General features: G+C 64.8%; 15 protein-coding genes. 13 read left to right on the top strand and 2 right to left on the bottom strand.

Annotated elements, in window-relative coordinates:
* Positions 1-46 precede the first annotated feature (46 nt).
* The 5 genes from AC1DCF_RS16890 to guaB all read left to right on the top strand — a co-directional run bounded on the left by AC1DCF_RS16890 (position 47) and on the right by guaB (position 5,449).
* A complete protein-coding gene (locus AC1DCF_RS16890; protein WP_477212010.1) occupies positions 47-1,051 on the top strand; it encodes a branched-chain amino acid ABC transporter permease in 1,005 nt (334 codons plus the stop codon).
* Positions 1,048-2,250 carry a branched-chain amino acid ABC transporter permease gene (locus AC1DCF_RS16885; protein ID WP_477212009.1) on the top strand — a complete coding sequence of 401 codons (1,203 nt, stop codon included), beginning with the start codon at positions 1,048-1,050 and terminating at the stop codon, positions 2,248-2,250. Before AC1DCF_RS16890 ends, AC1DCF_RS16885 begins: the two co-directional genes overlap by 4 nt.
* Positions 2,247-3,131 carry an ABC transporter ATP-binding protein gene (locus tag AC1DCF_RS16880; RefSeq protein ID WP_441790933.1) on the top strand — a complete coding sequence of 295 codons (885 nt, stop codon included), beginning with the start codon at positions 2,247-2,249 and terminating at the stop codon, positions 3,129-3,131. The genes AC1DCF_RS16885 and AC1DCF_RS16880 overlap by 4 nt, the downstream gene beginning before the upstream one ends.
* Positions 3,118-3,831: an ABC transporter ATP-binding protein gene (locus tag AC1DCF_RS16875; protein ID WP_477212008.1), complete on the top strand. Its 714-nt coding sequence runs from the start codon at positions 3,118-3,120 to the stop codon at positions 3,829-3,831. Before AC1DCF_RS16880 ends, AC1DCF_RS16875 begins: the two co-directional genes overlap by 14 nt.
* A gap of 115 nt (positions 3,832-3,946) precedes the next feature.
* On the top strand, positions 3,947-5,449 hold the full coding sequence (guaB, locus tag AC1DCF_RS16870; RefSeq protein ID WP_477212007.1) for an IMP dehydrogenase: 1,503 nt from the start codon (positions 3,947-3,949) through the stop codon (positions 5,447-5,449).
* 191 nt (positions 5,450-5,640) lie between these two features.
* Here guaB and AC1DCF_RS16865 read toward each other — a convergent pair whose 3' ends face one another.
* Positions 5,641-6,783: a MalY/PatB family protein gene (locus tag AC1DCF_RS16865; RefSeq protein ID WP_477212006.1), complete on the bottom strand. Its 1,143-nt coding sequence runs from the start codon at positions 6,781-6,783 to the stop codon at positions 5,641-5,643.
* 168 nt (positions 6,784-6,951) lie between these two features.
* On the opposite strand from AC1DCF_RS16865, the gene AC1DCF_RS16860 reads away from it, so the two are divergent.
* From AC1DCF_RS16860 to AC1DCF_RS16825, 8 genes are all read left to right on the top strand, one after another.
* On the top strand, positions 6,952-8,070 hold the full coding sequence (locus AC1DCF_RS16860) for a GuaB3 family IMP dehydrogenase-related protein (RefSeq protein ID WP_441790995.1): 1,119 nt from the start codon (positions 6,952-6,954) through the stop codon (positions 8,068-8,070).
* Between the two features lie 41 nt (positions 8,071-8,111).
* Positions 8,112-9,842: a glycerol-3-phosphate dehydrogenase/oxidase gene (locus AC1DCF_RS16855; protein WP_441790929.1), complete on the top strand. Its 1,731-nt coding sequence runs from the start codon at positions 8,112-8,114 to the stop codon at positions 9,840-9,842.
* A gap of 174 nt (positions 9,843-10,016) precedes the next feature.
* Positions 10,017-10,544, top strand: coding sequence for a cation:proton antiporter regulatory subunit (locus AC1DCF_RS16850; RefSeq protein WP_441790928.1), 528 nt, complete (start codon positions 10,017-10,019; stop codon positions 10,542-10,544).
* 4 nt (positions 10,545-10,548) lie between these two features.
* Positions 10,549-11,967 carry a cation:proton antiporter gene (locus tag AC1DCF_RS16845; protein WP_477212005.1) on the top strand — a complete coding sequence of 473 codons (1,419 nt, stop codon included), beginning with the start codon at positions 10,549-10,551 and terminating at the stop codon, positions 11,965-11,967.
* Positions 11,968-11,972: 5 nt separating this feature from the next.
* Positions 11,973-12,731: an SURF1 family protein gene (locus AC1DCF_RS16840; protein ID WP_441790994.1), complete on the top strand. Its 759-nt coding sequence runs from the start codon at positions 11,973-11,975 to the stop codon at positions 12,729-12,731.
* Between the two features lie 194 nt (positions 12,732-12,925).
* The gene (locus AC1DCF_RS16835) at positions 12,926-13,372 is read left to right on the top strand and encodes a DUF3817 domain-containing protein (RefSeq protein WP_441790926.1); all 447 of its coding nucleotides are present in this window, start codon (positions 12,926-12,928) and stop codon (positions 13,370-13,372) included.
* A gap of 2 nt (positions 13,373-13,374) precedes the next feature.
* Positions 13,375-14,955, top strand: a complete 1,581-nt coding sequence (gene guaA / locus AC1DCF_RS16830; protein WP_477212053.1) for a glutamine-hydrolyzing GMP synthase — start codon at positions 13,375-13,377, stop codon at positions 14,953-14,955.
* Between the two features lie 601 nt (positions 14,956-15,556).
* Entirely contained in the window at positions 15,557-17,017 is a 1,461-nt protein-coding gene (locus AC1DCF_RS16825; RefSeq protein WP_477212052.1) for a leucyl aminopeptidase, read from the top strand.
* Between the two features lie 147 nt (positions 17,018-17,164).
* Here the strand turns inward: AC1DCF_RS16825 and AC1DCF_RS16820 are convergent, their stop codons facing one another.
* Complete coding sequence (locus AC1DCF_RS16820; RefSeq protein ID WP_477212004.1) at positions 17,165-17,983, bottom strand: Bax inhibitor-1/YccA family protein; 819 nt, start codon at positions 17,981-17,983, stop codon at positions 17,165-17,167.
* Between the last annotated feature and the right edge of the window lie 3 nt (positions 17,984-17,986).

Here is a 17,986-nt window from a genome sequence, read left to right as displayed (position 1 = left end):
TCCCCTGAGACATTGGCGTCTCAGGCAAGTTAGAAGCGGATGCCGAATGCTCGATCTTTTACTTCACCCCATACTCGACAACGGCTGGATCTCTTTCGATGTCCCGTCGCTGATCCAAAACTTTTGGAGCGCCACCTTCGACGGCCTCACCTTCGGGGCCATTTACGGTCTCGTCGCTGTGGGATACACCCTCGTCTACGGCGTGCTCAACCTCATCAACTTCGCCCATTCTGAAGTCTTCATCATGGGCTGCTACGGCGTCGTTCTGGTTCTCACGACACTCGGCTTCGGCCCCAACGCGCCGACGTTGCCCTTGTGGTTGATCGTGCTCGACCTCTTACTCGCGCTACTTGTCGCGATGCTCGTCGCCGCGGCCACCGCCTACATCGTCGAGCGGGTCGCCTACCGGCCATTGCGCAAGCGAAACGCGTCGCGGTTGGCCTTCCTGATCACCGCGATCGGTGCATCCTTCGCCATCCAGTACTCGATCTTCATCATCCGTGGCGGCAACCCGGAACCGGCAGTGACCATGTTCGTTCCGGTACCGGTCTTCGACGTCTTCGGCACGATCGTGAACAGCCAGCAGATCGTGATCGTGATCGCATCTCTGGTCACAATGATCCTGGTCGACCAGTTCATCCGAACGTCCCGCACCGGCCGCGGCATTCGCGCGGTGGCCCAGAACCCTGACGTGGCAACGCTGATGGGCGTGGACAAGCAGAAGATCATCGTCACCACCTTTCTGATCGGCGGTGCCGTCGCCGGGGTCGGCTCCCTCTTCTACGTGATGCTGATCCCCTCCGGCGTGCTCTACACCGGCGGTTTTATCTTGGGTATCAAGGCGTTCGCGGCTGCGGTGCTCGGCGGGATCGGCAATGTGCGGGGGGCGCTCCTCGGCGGTTTCTTGCTCGGCCTGATCGGCAACTACGGGCAGATTCTGCTCGGCAATTCGCAATGGACGGATGTTGTCGCGTTCGTCGTGCTCGTTCTCGTGCTGCTCATCAAACCTGAGGGAATCCTCGGGACCTCACTCGGACGGAGCAGAGCATGAGTTTCATCGACGGTCCGAAGATTCTGCCCGACGCGGAATCCGACCGGGAAAAGCTCGACGTTGAAGCCCAATCGAAGAAGAAGGGCCGTTGGTCGCAGCCGTTGCGTGACCGCTGGAACCTGCTTCCGCGTCAGGTGCAGTGGCTCTGGCTGCTCATCGTCGTCGGGTTGGCCTACCTTCTGCCGGTCTTCAACGTGCCGCTGCTCACGACCGAACCGGGCAATGACTGGCCGCTGGCGTGCTTCACGATGGCCAGCTTTGCTCTGATCGCCGTCGGCCTCAACGTGGTGATCGGCTACGCGGGCCTGCTCGACCTCGGTTATGTGGCGTTCTTCGCGATCGGGTCATACACCGCGGCGATGCTGACCAGCCCCGACTCGCCCTACTTGCACATTCCGTATCTCTGGACGCTTCCCGTCGCCATGGGGGTCGCGATGTTCTTCGGCGTCGTGCTCGGCATCCCGACTCTGCGCCTGCGCGGCGACTACCTGGCCATCGTCACGCTCGGCTTCGGAGAGATCGTGCGCATCCTGGCCACGATCATCCCGGCGTTGAAGGGGCAGGTCGGCTTTCAGAACGTCGGTCATCCGCCCGGAGAGACGGCAGAAGGTAACCCGATCTTCGCGAACTCCAACGGCACGCCCTGGTATTGGATGACATTGACGATCATCCTCATCGTGTTGTTGCTGGCCGGTAATCTCGAGCGCAGCCGGGTCGGCCGTTCGTGGATCGCCATCCGTGAAGACGAAGATGCCGCTGAGATCATGGGTGTTCCGACCTTCAAGTACAAGGTCTGGGCCTTCGCGATCGGGGCGGCGGTCGGCGGTCTGTCCGGCGCGATCTTCGCCGGCCAAGTCGGCTTCGTGAACAATCAGAAGTTCGACGTACAAACCTCGATCCTGTTCGTCGCAGCCGTCGTGCTCGGTGGTGCCGGCAACAAGGTGGGCGCCGTTCTGGGTGGCGCACTCGTCGCGTACATCCCGCTTCGCTTCACCGCCATCGCCGACTACAAGTACTTCATCTTCGGGATTGCATTGATCATCATCATGATCTTCCGCCCGCAGGGACTGATCCCGGCCCGTCAGCGGCTCTTGGCCTACGGCCGAAACGCCTATCACAAGATCGCTCGAAAAGCGGCGACGAAAGCGTCGCCGCCCGATACTCCCGCCCCCTCGGCGCCGGAAGGAGAAGCATCATGAGCGATTCGACAGCTGCCGTCTCCGCCACGCCACCGGAGCTCGCCGATGTGCCCGCCGAGGTCGCAGAGGCCGCGGCACCCGACCGCGAGATTGCCGTCGAGGTCGGCGACAACATCATGGAGATCGTGAACCTCACGATGAAGTTCGGCGGACTCGTCGCGCTCGACAACGTGTCATTCAACATCAAACGGGGGGAGATCCTCGGACTGATCGGACCGAACGGCGCCGGCAAGACGACCTGTTTCAACGCCATGACCGGGGTGTACAAGCCCACCAGCGGTGACGTGCTGCTCGAGGGCGAATCGCTCAAGGGAGTGAAGCAGCACAAAATCACCCGGCGCGGACTCGCCCGCACGTTTCAGAACATCCGCTTGTTCGGCGAAATGACGGCTCTCGAGAACGTGGTGGTCGGCCTCGACGCCCGGCACCGCACGAGTGTGATCGGGGCGCTGCTGCGGCTTCCGCGCCACACCCGCGAGGAAAAGTCGGCTGTGGAACGGGGGATGGCGCTTCTCGAGTTCGTTGGGATCGCCGACCATGCGGGCACGCTGTCGCGGCACCTTCCGTACGGGCACCAGCGTCGGTTGGAGATCGCCCGGGCGCTCGCCACTGATCCCAAGGTGCTCTGCCTCGACGAGCCCGCCGCCGGATTCAACCCGGCCGAAAAAGAAGACCTGATGGTGCTCATCCGTCGCATCAGGGCCGACGGCTACACCGTGCTGTTGATCGAACACGACATGAGGCTGGTGATGGGCGTCACCGACCGCATCGTGGTGTTGGAGTTCGGCAAGAAGCTCGCCGACGACACTCCCGTCGCCATTCGCAATGATCCGCGGGTTATCTCCGCCTACCTGGGGGAGCCAGACGATGAGCCTGCTTGAGCTGAAAAACGTCAGCGTTCACTACGGTCGCATTGAAGCGATCCACGACATGTCCTTCTCGGTGGAGGAGGGCGAGATCGTGTCGCTGATTGGTGCGAACGGCGCCGGCAAGTCAACGACGATGAAGACGATCTCAGGTCTGCTCAACCCGTCAAAGGGGTCGATCACCTTCGACGGCGACGACATCACCAAGCTGAAGGCCCACCTCCGTGTGGTGCGCGGGATCTCCCAAGCGCCGGAAGGCCGGGGGATTTTTCCGGGCATGACGGTGCTTGAGAACCTCGACATGGGCGCGTTCGGTCGCGCCGACCGCTCGGGGATGGCTGCCGACTACGAGCGTGTGTTCTCGCTGTTTCCGCGACTTGCCGAACGCAAGACACAGTTCGGCGGAACCATGTCGGGCGGCGAACAGCAGATGCTGGCGATCGGCCGGGCGCTGATGAGCGCACCGCGGCTGTTGCTGCTCGACGAACCGTCGATGGGCCTTGCCCCGCAATTCATCAAGCAGATTTTCAGGATCATCGCAGAGATCAACGCGCAGGGCACGACAATTCTCTTGGTCGAGCAGAACGCCACCCAGGCGCTGTCCAAGGCGAACCGGGGATTCGTGCTGGAAACCGGGGCGATCACCCACAGCGGAACCGGCCGCGAATTGCTTGCGAACCCGGCGATCAAGGAGGCCTACCTGGGCGTGGGCTAGGCAGCATGCAGGAAGGGGGAATGCGCGTGGCGTAATCTCGCTTAACATTGATAAATCGGGACCAACGATCGCTCCCAGTCAACTTTTCTCAATTCCTGCCACGCAAAGGGGTGACATGGATCAGCCAGATCCGTTCGGTTTCATTGGGCTTACCTACGACGACGTCCTGCTTCTTCCTGGACACACAGACGTCATTCCGAGTGAGGCCGAGACCACGTCGCGCCTGACCCGACGGATCAACGTCGCGACTCCGCTGCTGTCCAGCGCCATGGACACCGTGACCGAGACGCGCATGGCGATCGCCATGGCGCGTGAGGGCGGCCTCGGCATCCTGCACCGCAACCTGTCGATCGACGACCAGGCCGAACAGGTCGACCTCGTTAAGCGCAGCGAATCCGGCATGATCACGAACCCGGTCACCACCACGCCGGACGCCACCGTGGCCGAGGTCGACGCACTGTGCGGCCAGTTCCGAGTCAGCGGCCTTCCGGTCGTCGATTCCAAGGGCATCCTGGTCGGCATCATCACGAACCGCGACATGCGTTTCGTCTCAGAGACCAAGAAGCACACCACCCTGGTGCGCGAGGTTATGACGACCTCGCCGCTGATCACGGGCAAGGTCGGCATGCCGCCGATGGATGCCGTGGCGATCTTCGCCAAGCACAAGATCGAGAAGCTCCCGCTGGTCGACGACTCCGGCAAGCTCACCGGCCTGATCACGGTCAAGGACTTCGACAAGAGCGAGGAATACCCCTTCGCGACGAAGGATGACGCCGGACGCCTGCGCGTCGGCGCCGCGATCGGTTTCTTCGGTGACGCCTGGCAGCGGGCCACTCGTTTGCTCGACGCCGGAGTCGACGTGCTCGTCGTCGACACCGCCAACGGCGACAGCGCCGGTGTGCTCGAGATCATTCGCAAGCTCAAGAGCGACTCGGCCTTCAACGGTGTCGACGTGATCGGCGGAAACGTGGCAACGCGCTCCGGCGCCCAGGCGCTCATCGACGCCGGTGCCGACGCGATCAAGGTGGGCGTCGGTCCCGGCTCCATCTGCACCACGCGCATCGTCGCCGGTGTGGGTGTTCCCCAGATCACCGCCGTCTACCAGGCCTCCCTGGCCGCGCGCGAAGCCGGCATCCCCGTCATCGCCGATGGCGGACTGCAGTACTCAGGTGACATCGCCAAGGCGCTCGTCGCCGGTGCCGACACCGTCATGCTCGGCTCGCTTCTGGCCGGCACCGACGAGAGCCCGGGCGAGCTGGTCTTCGTCGGCGGCAAGCAGTTCAAGGCCTACCGCGGCATGGGCTCGCTCGGCGCGCTGCAGACCCGCGGCTCGAAGACCTCATACTCGAAGGACCGCTACTTCCAGTCGGATGTCCCGAGCGACGAGAAGCTGATCCCCGAAGGCATCGAAGGCCAGGTCCCGTACCGCGGCCCCGTCTCTGCCGTGGCCTACCAGCTCATCGGCGGCCTGCGTCAGTCGATGTTCTACGTCGGAGCCCGCACCATCGAGGAGCTCAAGCAGAAGGGCAAGTTCGTGCGCATCACGTCTGCCGGTCTGAAGGAGTCGCACCCGCACGACGTGCAGATTGTGGTTGAGGCGCCGAACTACCGCCGCTAGAAACTTGCGGTGGTCGAGGAGGCCGCCCGCGGCCGTCTCGAGACCTCGTGAGCCGATCTTCGAACGCTGGTTGCGTCTGAGGATCGGCTCGCTTGGTTTCGAGACGCGGCCGTCGGTTGTTGAGGAGCAGCCGACGCAGGAGGCCGCGTCTCGAAACACGTCGGGCGCTCCTCAACCACCGGAACGGCCTTCTACATGACGGCGGCCAGCCGCGAGATCGCTTCGGAGAGCACCTCGGGCGAACAGGCGAAGTTGAGCCGGACAAAGCCAGAGCCTTCGGCCCCGAAGGTCGGGCCGGGGTTCAGCGCCACCTTCGACTGCTCCAGCGCCATCACCGACGGGTCTTCGCCCCAGCCGAGCTGACGAAAGTCGAGCCAGGCCAGGTAGCTGGCCCTCGGCTGGTCGTAGCCGACGCCGGGCAGCTGGGCGTCGAGCAGGTCCGCGAGCAGCACTCGATTCGACTGGATGGCTGAAATCGCCCCGTCGAGCCACGGCTCACCCTCGGTGAACGCGGCGGTGCCGGCGATCAGTCCCAGGATGCTGGTGCGCCAGAGCACCTCCTCCGGCAGGCCGTCGAGAGCGGCGCGCATCCGTGCGGATGCCGTGACGATCGCCGCGCATTTGAGGCCGGCCAGGTTCCAGGCCTTGCTGGCCGCCGTGACACAGATGCCGTACTCGGCAGCCTCCGGTGACACCGAGAGGAACGGCGTGAAAGTGCCGTCGGTGTGGGTCAGCGGGGCATGCACCTCGTCGCTGATCACCGTGACGTCGTATTGCGCGGCCAACAGGGCGACGGCGGTGAGATCTTCAATGCTGTGCGGGTGCCCGAGTGGGTTGTGCGGGTTGCAGAGCAGGTAGGCGCGCGCGCCGTCGGCGAAGGCCTGCTCGAGGCCGTCGAGGTCGAGTGACCATCCGGTGTCACTGCGGACCAGCGGGACCTCATGCACCTCGCCGCCGGCCTCGGGTACCAGATCGAAGAACGGCGGATAGATCGGCGGATTGATCACCACCGTGTCGCCCGGCACGATCACCTGACGCAGGGTTTCGACGATGGCGACGCTGACATCGGTGGTGGTTGTCACGTGCGCAGGGTCGACCTGCCAATTCCATCGGCCGAGAGCGAAGCCGGCGAAGGCATCCGCAAAGCCATTCTGCTCGGCGACATAGCCGGAATCGTTCCGGTCGATCGCCTCATGCAGTGCGCGCTTGATCGGCTCGGCGAGGGGGAAGTCCATCTCGGCGACGAAAAGGGGGAGCACATCCTCGCCGAACGTGCGCCACTTCTCGCTCGTGCGCAAGCGCAACAGGGACAGGGGATCTGCGATGACGTCCATGGCTTCATCGTGCCGCATCGCCCGCGCCCCGTCGAGCCGCGAACCTGCAGTTGTCGGAGCTTCCCGAGTGCTGAGGCTCCGACAACTGCTGGTTCGCGGGGAGAACGAAGGTGGAAGAGCCGCACCGGGGGGAGCGACGACCGCACGCCCTAGACTGGTCTGGTGACTATGGAGATTGAAATCGGCCGTTCCAAGCGCGCTCGTCGGGTTTACGCCTTCGACGACATCGCGATCGTTCCCAGCCGTCGCACCCGCGACCCCGAGGATGTCTCGGTCAGCTGGTCGATCGACGCCTACCAGTTCGACATCCCGATCCTCGCGGCACCGATGGACTCCGTCGTCTCTCCGACCACGGCCATCATGATGGGCCAGCTCGGCGGTATCGGCGTGCTCGATCTCGAAGGACTCTGGACCCGTTACGACGACCCCGAGCCGCTGCTCGCCGAGATCCGCACATTGCCCGCCGACAAGGCGACGCAGCGGATGCAGGAAATGTATTCCGCACCGATCAAGCCGGAACTCGTCACCGCACGTCTGGCCGAGATCCGTGCCGCCGGGGTGACCGTCGCCGGTGCCCTGTCGCCCCAGCGCACCCAAGAACTCTATGAAACCGTTGTCGCTGCCGGCGTCGACCTTTTCGTCATCCGCGGCACCACGGTGTCGGCCGAGCACGTCTCGCAGAACCAGGAGCCGTTGAACCTCAAGAAGTTCATCTACGAGCTCGATGTTCCCGTCATCGTCGGCGGCGCCGCGACCTACACGGCGGCCCTTCACCTCATGCGCACCGGTGCGGCCGGTGTGCTCGTCGGATTCGGCGGCGGCGCCGCATCGACCACCCGCGCGACCCTCGGCATCCACGCCCCCATGGCCACGGCCGTGGCGGATGTGGCCGGCGCGCGTCGCGACTACATGGACGAGTCGGGCGGCCGCTACGTGCACGTCATCGCCGACGGCGGCCTCGGCACGTCGGGCGACATCGTCAAGGCCATCGCCTGCGGCGCCGACGCGGTCATGCTCGGCTCGACGCTGGCCCGGGCAACCGATGCCCCCGGCGGCGGCTTCCACTGGGGTGCCGAGGCGCACCACTCGCAGCTGCCGCGTGGCAAGCGTGTCGAGGTGGGAACCGTTGCTCCGCTCGAAGAAATTCTCTACGGCCCGGCACCCGTCGCCGACGGCACGGCGAACCTGGTCGGCGCCCTGCGTCGTTCGATGGCGACCACCGGATATTCGGACTTGAAGGAGTTCCAGCGCGTCGAGGTAGTTGTCGCGCCGTACCGAGTGAACTAGCGTCGGGTTAAGCATCTTGCCGTCTGGATGGGAGTCCGCGCATGGCCACGAGCAACTCGGTAACACGTTCCTCAAAACTGGGGCCTGAAGAACGAGCCGCAGCGCTCGCCCGGCTGAAAGACAAAGAGCTAGACATCCTGGTCGTCGGCGGAGGGATCGTCGGCGCCGGGAGCGCTCTGGATGCGGTCACCCGCGGACTGAGCGTGGGGGTGCTGGAGCAGCGTGATTGGGCTTCGGGCACCTCGAGTCGCTCGTCGAAGCTCGTGCACGGCGGCATCCGCTATTTGGAACAGCTCGATTTTCGGCTGGTGCGCGAGGCTCTGATCGAACGTGGTCTGCTGCTGCAGCGGATCGCACCCCACCTCGTCAAGCCGGTGCGGTTTCTCTACCCGTTGAAGAAACGCATCACCGAGCGCGTCTATGTGGGCGCCGGCATGCTGCTCTACGACATTTTCTCGTACACCGGCGGTCGCCCACCCGGTGTGCCGCACCACCGGCATCTGTCGAAGTCGCAGGTGAAGAAGCTCATTCCGAGCATCGCCGACGATGCGTTGGTCGGCGGCATCACCTATTACGACGCCCAGGTCGACGACGCGCGCTACGTGTCGACGCTCGTGCGCACCGCCTCGTTCTACGGCGCCCACGTGGCCAGCCGGGTGCGGGTCGAAGGCTTCATCAAGGTGGGAGAGCGCGTCGTCGGCGTGCAGGCACACGACCTGCAAACCGGTGAACGCTTCGAAGTGCGGGCCAAGCAGGTTGTCAACGCGACAGGGGTCTGGACCGACGACACCCAACGCATGGTCGGCGAACGCGGCACATTCAAGGTGCGGGCGTCGAAGGGCATCCACCTGGTGGTTCCCCGTGACCGGTTCCAGTCGGCGATGGGGCTGCTGCTGCGCACCGAGAAGAGCGTGCTCTTCGTGATCCCGTGGGGTCGCCACTGGCTGATCGGCACGACCGACACCGACTGGCATCTCGACAAGGCGCATCCGGCCGCGACGACCGCCGACATCGATTATCTGCTCGAACACGTCAATGCGGTAATCAATGTTCCGCTCACCCGCGAAGACGTCGAAGGGGTCTACGCGGGACTGCGGCCGTTGCTCGCCGGCGAGTCAGAGCAGACCTCCAAGCTGTCCCGCGAGCATCTCGTCGGCCACTCGGTTCCCGGATTGGTGGTGATTGCCGGTGGCAAATGGACGACCTACCGGGTGATGGCGAAGGATGCGATCGACGCGGCTGCCGACGCACTCGACGGACGCATTCCGCCCTCGACGACCCAGGACATCCCGCTGCTCGGCGCGGAGGGGTACCAGGCGGCTTGGAACAAACGGGGCAAGATCGCCCGCGCGTTCGGTCTGCACACGGCCCGGGTTGAACACTTGCTGAACCGGTACGGGACGCTCACCGACGAGTTGCTCGACCTGATCAAGGCCGACCCGACCCTGGCGCATCCGTTGCCCGGAGCCGATGACTACATCGGCGCCGAGGTCGTCTACGCGGCAACCCATGAAGGGGCGCTGCATTTGGAAGACGTGCTCGCCCGGCGCACCAGGATCTCGATCGAAGCCTGGGACCGCGGGGTCTCGGCGGCGCCCGTCGCCGCACGCCTGTTGGCTGGCGTGCTCGGGTGGGACGCCGAGCGTGAGGAACGCGAGGTGGCGTTCTATCTCAAGCGGGTTGCCGCCGAGCGCGCGTCGCAGGAACAGCCAGACGATGAGTCGGCCGATCGGGTGCGACTCGAAGCGCCGGATATCGCCTCGACCGTGTAGCGAAACCGAGAGACGTCGCGCACGGGGACGCGCACGAAAGGGCCTGGCGCTAGCGCCAGGCCCTTTCGTGCGTGCGAGCGGTGCCGACCGATCGGCCGACCGCAGCACCGGCATCCGCCTCGAAACCCTTCGATAGAATGGAACTCCTTCCCACAACACTCAGGAGTCACAACCATGGTCGATGTTCGGCGGGTCAAACTCCCCGGCGTCGGTGTGCTTCACACCTTCGTGACTGACGACGGCGGCAAAGTCGGCGTGATTGCTCACCGATCGGGTCACAGCGACCTGATCACCTTCGCCGATGAAGAGGGCGGGCCCGACGCGGCCAAAGTGTCGCTTCGCCTGAGCGAAGACGAGGCGCGTACACTCGCCGAGCTGCTCGGCGGAACCCAAATCACCGAATCGCTCACCGCACTCGACCAGATTCCGGGTCTGTCGATCGACTGGTTCACCGTCGACTATGACGACCACATCGCCGGCCAGGCGCTCGGCAACCCCGCTGATCGCGGCATCGCCGGCCTGACCGTTGTCGCGGTTGTGCGCGGCGAATCGGCCAACCCCGCCCCAGCCGCAGACTTCAAGGTCTTTCCGGGCGACACTCTCGTCGTCGCCGGCTCGCCCGAGAAGGTGGCGAAGGCATTTGCGTTCTTCCGCACTGGTGAAGTGAAGGCGAAGGCCGTCGACTCTCCGCCCGGGGGGTAAACGGATGGAACTGGGCCAAGACCTCCTCACCCTCGGCATCCTGCTGGTTGTTGCCTACGTTCTGGGGCGCCTCGGCAAGCTGATCGGGCTTCCGTCGATCCCGATCTACATGATCGTCGGACTGCTCGCGAGCCCGCACTCCGGCTGGTTCCCGCTCAATTTTCACTCGGCCGACATCGAACTGATCGCGGTCTTCGGGCTGATTCTGCTGCTGTTCAGCCTCGGTCTTGAGTTCGACCAAGAGGAGTTCTTCGACAACGCCGGAAAGCTGCTGATCTCCGGCGGCTCCTATGTGCTCATCAACATGGGGATCGGCTTCGCCTTCGGCATGATGGTCGGTTGGGGCACCCGCGAGGCGCTCGTCATCGCCGGAATGACCGGAACCTCCTCAAGCGCCATCATCACCAAGCTGCTCATCGAGCTGCGCCGCCTGGCGAACAAAGAAACACCGATGATCCTCGGCGTGACGGTGGTCGGCGACATTTTCATCGCCATCTACCTGGCCATTGTCTCCGTCGTTCTGAGCGGCAAGACCGAGGTCTGGCCGATCGTGTTGCAGCTCGGCATCGCCTTCCTCTTCCTGATCGTGATGTTCTCGCTCGCCCGCTGGGGCGGCAAAGTCGTCTCCCGGCTCATCCGGACCAAAGATGACGAGCTGTTCACCATCCTCTTCTTCGGTCTGGCTGTGCTGTTTGCCGGCATCGGCGAGATCATCGGTGTGACGGATGCGATCGGCGCGTTCCTCATCGGCGTCGTGCTCGGGGCAAGCACCTATCGGGCGAAGATCGAACGCGTCGCGGTACCACTGCGTGACGTCTTCGGCGCCTTCTTCTTCCTGAACTTCGGGCTCGCGCTGAACGTGGCCGAGTTCGGCTCGGTCATCTTCATCGTGCTCGCGGCGGTCGTGATGACCTTCGTGCTCAACATTGCCTCTGGAATGCTGCTCGCCCGGCTCAATCGAATGGGCGTCGTTGAAGGCATGAACGCGGCGGGCATCCTGGTCAATCGCGGTGAGTTCACTCTGATCCTGGCGACACTGTCGGTGGCGGCCGGCCTCGACCATCTCTTGCAGCCGTTCGCCGGGCTCTACGTGCTCACCATGGCAATTCTCGGGCCGCTCTTCGCCTCGCGTTCCGAACGCATCGGGGCGGCGCTGGTCGGTGGCAGAAAGAAGAGCGCCGGCTTGCCGCCGCCGCGCGACCGGATGCACGTCGAAGAGATTGCGCTGGTCGAGGCGGTCACTGCGAAACCTGGAGCTTCGGATCCCGAAGCCGATCTCGACATCGAAGCGGATACTGATGCAGATGACGACGCTGCCGGGAGTCAAGCGATACCGACCGGCGACCCCATGATTGATTTCATCACCGAACACCGTCAGCCGCCGAAAAAGCGGCATGACGATCGCACAGAGGACTATTCGTGATTCAAATGATGCTGCGCCCCCGCTGGGTGGCAATGCTCGTGTTCGCCCTGGCCGTTGCCGCAGGGTTTGCTTTGCTCGGCCAATGGCAGCTCTCCCGGGCCATTGAGTCCGGCGTTGTGGTCGAACGCACCACCGAAAAGACGCTGCCGCTCGCTGACGTCGCTCAGCCCGATGGGCCGCCCTTCGACTCGGCGACCGGTCAGAAAGTGACGGTTGACGGTTTCTGGGTTCCCGGAGACGAGCAACTGATTGCCGACCGGTTGAACGGCGGAGAGAGCGGCTATTGGGTGGTCAGCCACTTCATCACGAGCGAGGGCGCCCACATCGCCGTCGCCCGCGGCTGGGCTCCCGACAAGAAGGCGGCAGAAGCAGCACGCGAGAATCTGCAGGTCGGGATCGCGGTCGAGGTCACGCTGAACGGTCGTTTCGTCGCGGCTGAGGCACCCACCGTTCCGAAAGAGGGCCGAGACCCGCATGAGATGACCACGGTCGCCCCTGCCGCGCTGATCAATATCTGGACGGGCTACACCGATCAGCCGGTCTACTTCGGCTACATCGTCGACGCCGAAGCTGCGCCGGGCTTGGCCGTCATCGATTCCCCCGCTCCGATCGAAACCGCCGATCTGAACTGGCTCAACGTGTTCTACGCGCTCGAATGGGCAGTTTTTGCCGGGTTCGCGGTGTTCCTCTGGTTCCGTCTGGTGAAGGATGCCGTCGAACGGGAAGAGGAAGAGGCGGCGGAGGCCGCTGACGCGCCTCGGTGACCCGACCCATCCTGATTCGGGCCGTCGAACCGTGGCAAATGACCATTTTCCGCACGAGGAAATGGTCGATTGACACGGTTCGGCGAACGGCCGAGGTGCATCGGGATGCTGGAGCGCGCTGTCGTGAGGCGACCGCGTCCGACGGGGCCGCCTGGCGGGGCTCACGCCCAGATTTAGCCACGTAGAATTGACTCATGCCACTTGCACCTAAGCCCGCCGACATCCCCAGAATCCCCGGCGCGCTCCGGCTCTACAAGGTCGCTTCGATCATCACCGGTGTCTTTCTGCTGCTGCTCTGCGCCGAAATGATCGCCAAGTACGCGCTCGGCTACGAGCTTGAGCTCGGCGGCCCCAACGGTTTTCTCGCGATGGTTCCCCGCGACACCGTGACCGCGGTCAACCTGAGCACCGGCATTCTGATGGCACACGGCTGGTTCTACGTGCTCTACCTGTTCGCCGACTTCCGTCTCTGGAGCCTGATGCGCTGGCCGTTCTCGCGCTTCATTCTGATCGCCCTCGGCGGCGTCGTTCCCACACTTTCCTTCTTCGTCGAGGTGCGCGTTGCCCGCGAAGTGAAGGCATTCCTGGCTGCCCGCGAGGGCGCCGCAACCAACGAAACCGTGCAGGAGGCCCGCGCGTGAGCGTGACCGAACAAACCACCGCCCGCCCTGTGCTCGTCGTCGACTTCGGCGCGCAGTACGCGCAGCTGATCGCTCGACGCGTGCGTGAGGCATCCGTCTATTCGGAGATCGTGGCCCACTCGATCACCGCGGACGAGGTGAAGGCGAAGAACCCGATCGGCCTCGTGCTGTCGGGCGGACCCTCAAGCGTCTACGCAGAAGGTGCGCCGAGCTTCGACCCGGCGATCTTCGACCTCGGCATTCCTGTGCTCGGTATTTGCTACGGCTTCCAGGTGATGGCCACCGCTCTCGGCGGTGAGGTCTCCCAGACCGGTGCCCGCGAGTACGGCTCGACCCCGGTGACCGTGACGGATGGCGTCAACGCGTTGCTCGCCGGCCAGCCCGCCGAACAGACCGTGTGGATGAGCCACGGCGACTCCGTTTCGAAGGCGCCGGAGGGCTTCACTGTTCTCGCCTCGACCGAGTCGACCCCGGTTGCCGCGTTCGCCAACGACGAGCGCAAGCTGTACGGCGTGCAGTGGCACCCCGAGGTCAAGCACTCCGAGCACGGCCAGCACGTTCTCGAGAACTTCCTGCACCGCGCCGCCGGCATCCCCGGCGACTGGAACAGCGGAAACGTCATCGCCGAGCAGGTTGCCCGCATTCGCGAGCAGGTCGGCACCGGCAAGGTGCTGTGCGGTCTCTCCGGTGGAGTGGACTCCTCGGTCGCGGCCGCCATCGTGCACAAGGCCGTTGGCGACCAGCTCGTCTGCGTCTTCGTCGACCACGGTCTGCTGCGTGAGGGCGAGCGCGAGCAGGTTGAAATTGACTACGTCGCTTCGACCGGCGTGCGTCTGATCACGATCGACGCCCGCGAGCAGTTCATCAACGCCCTGGCCGGAGTCAGCGACCCCGAGACCAAGCGCAAGATCATCGGCCGTGAGTTCATTCGCTCGTTCGAGCAGGCGCAGGCCGACCTCATCGCCGAAGCGCGGGCCACCGACGGCGACCCGATCCGTTTTCTCGTGCAGGGCACGCTCTACCCGGATGTCGTCGAGTCCGGCGGCGGAAGCGGCACGGCGAACATCAAGAGCCATCACAACGTGGGCGGTCTGCCCGAAGACCTGCAGTTCGAGCTCGTCGAGCCGCTGCGCACCCTGTTCAAGGACGAGGTTCGCGCGATCGGCTCTGAGCTGGGTCTGCCCGACGTCATCGTTCAGCGTCAGCCGTTCCCCGGCCCCGGCCTCGGCATCCGCATCGTCGGTGAAGTGACGCAGGAGCGTCTCGACCTGCTGCGCAAGGCGGATGCGATCGCTCGCGCCGAGCTGACCGCGGCTGGTCTCGACCGCGAGATCTGGCAGTGCCCGGTCGTGCTGCTCGCCGACGTGCGCTCCGTCGGAGTGCAGGGCGACGGCCGCACCTACGGTCACCCGATCGTGCTGCGCCCGGTGTCGTCGGAAGACGCGATGACCGCTGACTGGACTCGCCTGCCGTACGACGTGCTGGCGAAGATCTCGAACCGCATCACGAATGAGGTCGACGGAGTCAACCGCGTTGTGCTCGACGTCACGTCGAAGCCGCCGGGAACGATCGAATGGGAGTAGGGGTGTTGCGGTGACGTCGTCATCCGCTCCTCAGCTCAAACAATGACGAAAAAGGCCGGGCCCCACCGGTTGCAGATCGGGTAACCATCTGCAGACAGGGGCCCGGCCTTTTTCGTCATAACTCGACACCCCGCGGATAACGACGTCACCGCACGTGGCGGTGTAGTGAGTTGCTCGTGGTCAGCGCATTCGCCGGTGGAGGGGCCCGGCCTTTCCTGTCATAACTCGACACCCCGCGAAACGCTCACTCACCGCCAACCGTGCAGGAAGGAGTGGGCGGTGACGTCGTCACCGCCCCTGGAATGTACTGAGTCGCTCTGGCTGAGGGCCTTCGGAGGTAGAGGGCCCTACCATCCCGGTGGTTGAGGAGCAGCCGACGCAGGAGGCCGCGTCTCGAAACCTCGCGAGCCAATCCTTGGACTGTGGTTGCGAGCGCAAGCCGCCGACGACGTGAGGTGCCCTGCGAAGAGGGGGCAGGCACACCGCAAACATACCGACGGTCTACGGTCAGCTGACGCGCGGCATCCTCTAACGTCTGAGGTGAGCTTCTCAGCTTCCGGACTGATTGGACCAAATCGTGACTACTCCCCGTGTGACTCTCATGACTGCCGACGCTGGCACCGTCGCCGTCGACGTGCTCGTCGTCGGCGCGCTTTCCGGCGCAGAAGGGGCGACCTATATCGGCGACCCGGCATATGCCTGGGTGAGTGATCTGTTCGAGACGTTCGATTTCACCGGCGCGGCCGACGCTCTCTTGCGTCTTCCCGCAATCGGGGCATCCGTCGGAAGCGTTGCAGTGATCGGACTCGGCTCAGCCGTCACCGTCGATGCTCTGCGCAACGCCGCAGGCTCGGCCGTGCGTCAGCTCGGCGGCGCCGCATCCGTCGCCATCGCGCTGCCTCTCGCAACCGAAGCCGAAGTGCTCGCCGTCGTTGAAGGCGCCACCCTCGGTTCCTACTCGTTCACCACGTTCAAGGGGACGAGCAAGAAGACCCAGAAAGTGCCAACGTCTGACGTGACGGTTCTGACCGACGTCGCCGTCGACCAGGCAGCACTTGACCGCATCGGAGTACTCGGCGATGCGGTGCGCATGGTCAAGGACCTGGTGAACACGCCCGGCGCCCAGATCTTCCCGGCCTCGCTCGCACAGGTCGCGGTGGATGCCGCGGCGGGGCTTCCGATCACGGTCGAGGTCTGGGATGAGACGAAGCTTGCCGCGGAAGGCTGCGGTGGCATTCTCGGGGTCGGCCAGGGGTCGTCACGCAAACCGCGCTTGGTCAAGGTGAGTTACGCCCCGGCCGAGGCGACCACACACCTCGCGTTTGTCGGGAAGGGCATCACCTACGACACCGGCGGCTACTCACTGAAGCCCTGGGACTCCATGCTCACGATGCACCACGACATGGCAGGTGCCGCCACGACGCTGGCTGTCACTCTCGCTGCGGCCCGCCTCAACCTGCCGGTGCGCCTGACCGCGTGGATGTGCTTGGCCGAGAACCTGGTCTCGAGCACCGCGATCCGTCCGAACGACGTGCTGACGATGCGCAACGGCACCACGGTCGAGGTGATCAATACCGACGCCGAGGGGCGTCTGGTGATGGCGGATGGCCTCTCGCTGGCCAGCGAGGAGCACCCCGACGCCATCATCGACATTGCGACGCTGACGGGTGCCGCCATCGTCGCACTCGGCCGCCGGACCGCCGGTGTGATGGGTGACGACGACCTCGTTGCCCGGGTCGTCTCGGCAGGCAAAATCACCGGCGAAGCGCACTGGCCGATGCCGTTGCCTTCCGAGCTGCGTCGTCTGCTCGATTCGAAGTTCGCCGACCTGGCCAACCTCAGCGCGGGATCGCGTGACGCCGGAATGCTGTTGGCCGGCATCTTCCTGCAGGAGTTCGTCGGCACGGCTGCCGATGGCGGGGCGAAGATTCCCTGGGCCCACCTCGACATCGCCGGCACCGGCACCAACAACGGCCCCGGCTACGGAATCGTCGGTGACGGAGGAACCGGAGCGTCGGTGCGCACCGTGCTGCAGCTCGTCGAAAGCCTCGCCGTCGCGTAGGCTGCGCCGACACCGCGAAGGGCCGCTCCTCACCAGGGAGCGGCCCTTCGTCGCCTGGCGGGGGCTGGCGCTGTCGTGGCGGCGGACGGATGCAAAAGGGCCGCTCCTCGGTGAGGAGCGGCCCTGTCGACGTGTTGCGGGTGTCGCTTAGTTCTCGCGCAGGATTGCGAAGATGCGCAGCAGCTCGACGTAGAGCCAGACAACGGTGACCATGATGCCGAAGGCGGCGCTCCAACCGAACTTGCGGGGGGCTCGGTTGTTGACCCCGCGCTGGACGAAGTCGAAGTCGAGCACGAGCGAGTAGGCGGCCATCAGCACGGCGAGCAGACCGATCACGACGCCGAGGGGAATGCTCGTGCCTGGGATGTCCATGCTGTTCATGCCGAATGCGCCGCTCGTGTTGCCGAAGATCATCACGCCGACGTTGATCAGCGAGAAGACGAGGTAGCCGACCATCGCAATGAGGAACACCTTGGTGGCCTTCTTGGAAGCACGGACCTTGCCGCTCGCGAAGAGGGCGAGCGTGACGCCGACGACCGTGAGGGTGGCCAGCACAGCCTGCAAGACGAGGCCGCCGCCGAACATGGACTCAAACACGTACGAGATACCGCCGACGAAGAGGCCCTCGGCTGCGGCGTAGCCCACGATCAGGCCGGGCGACGGCTCCTTCTTGAAGGTGTTGACCAGGCCCAGCACGAGTCCGACGATCGCGCCGAGGAACGGCAGGAACGGCAGGCCGGGGGTGAGCATCCAGCCGGCCACCGCAGCGACAACGAGAACAGCGAAGCAGAGCGCCGACTTGACGATGGTGTCTTCGTAGGTCATCCGGTCGGTGTCCAGCGCGCCCGCCGACGGGGCGTTGTACATCTGCTGCAGTTCGTCGCCGGAGAGGACCGGGGTCGCTGTCTGGGCGCCCTGGGCGCTGAAGGCCGGGTTGCGCGAGAACGCGGGGTTGGAAGTTGCCATGGT

The sequence above is a fragment of the Leifsonia sp. 10L418 genome, from assembly GCF_056395445.1.
This window is presented reverse-complemented; position numbering and strand designations above follow the sequence as displayed.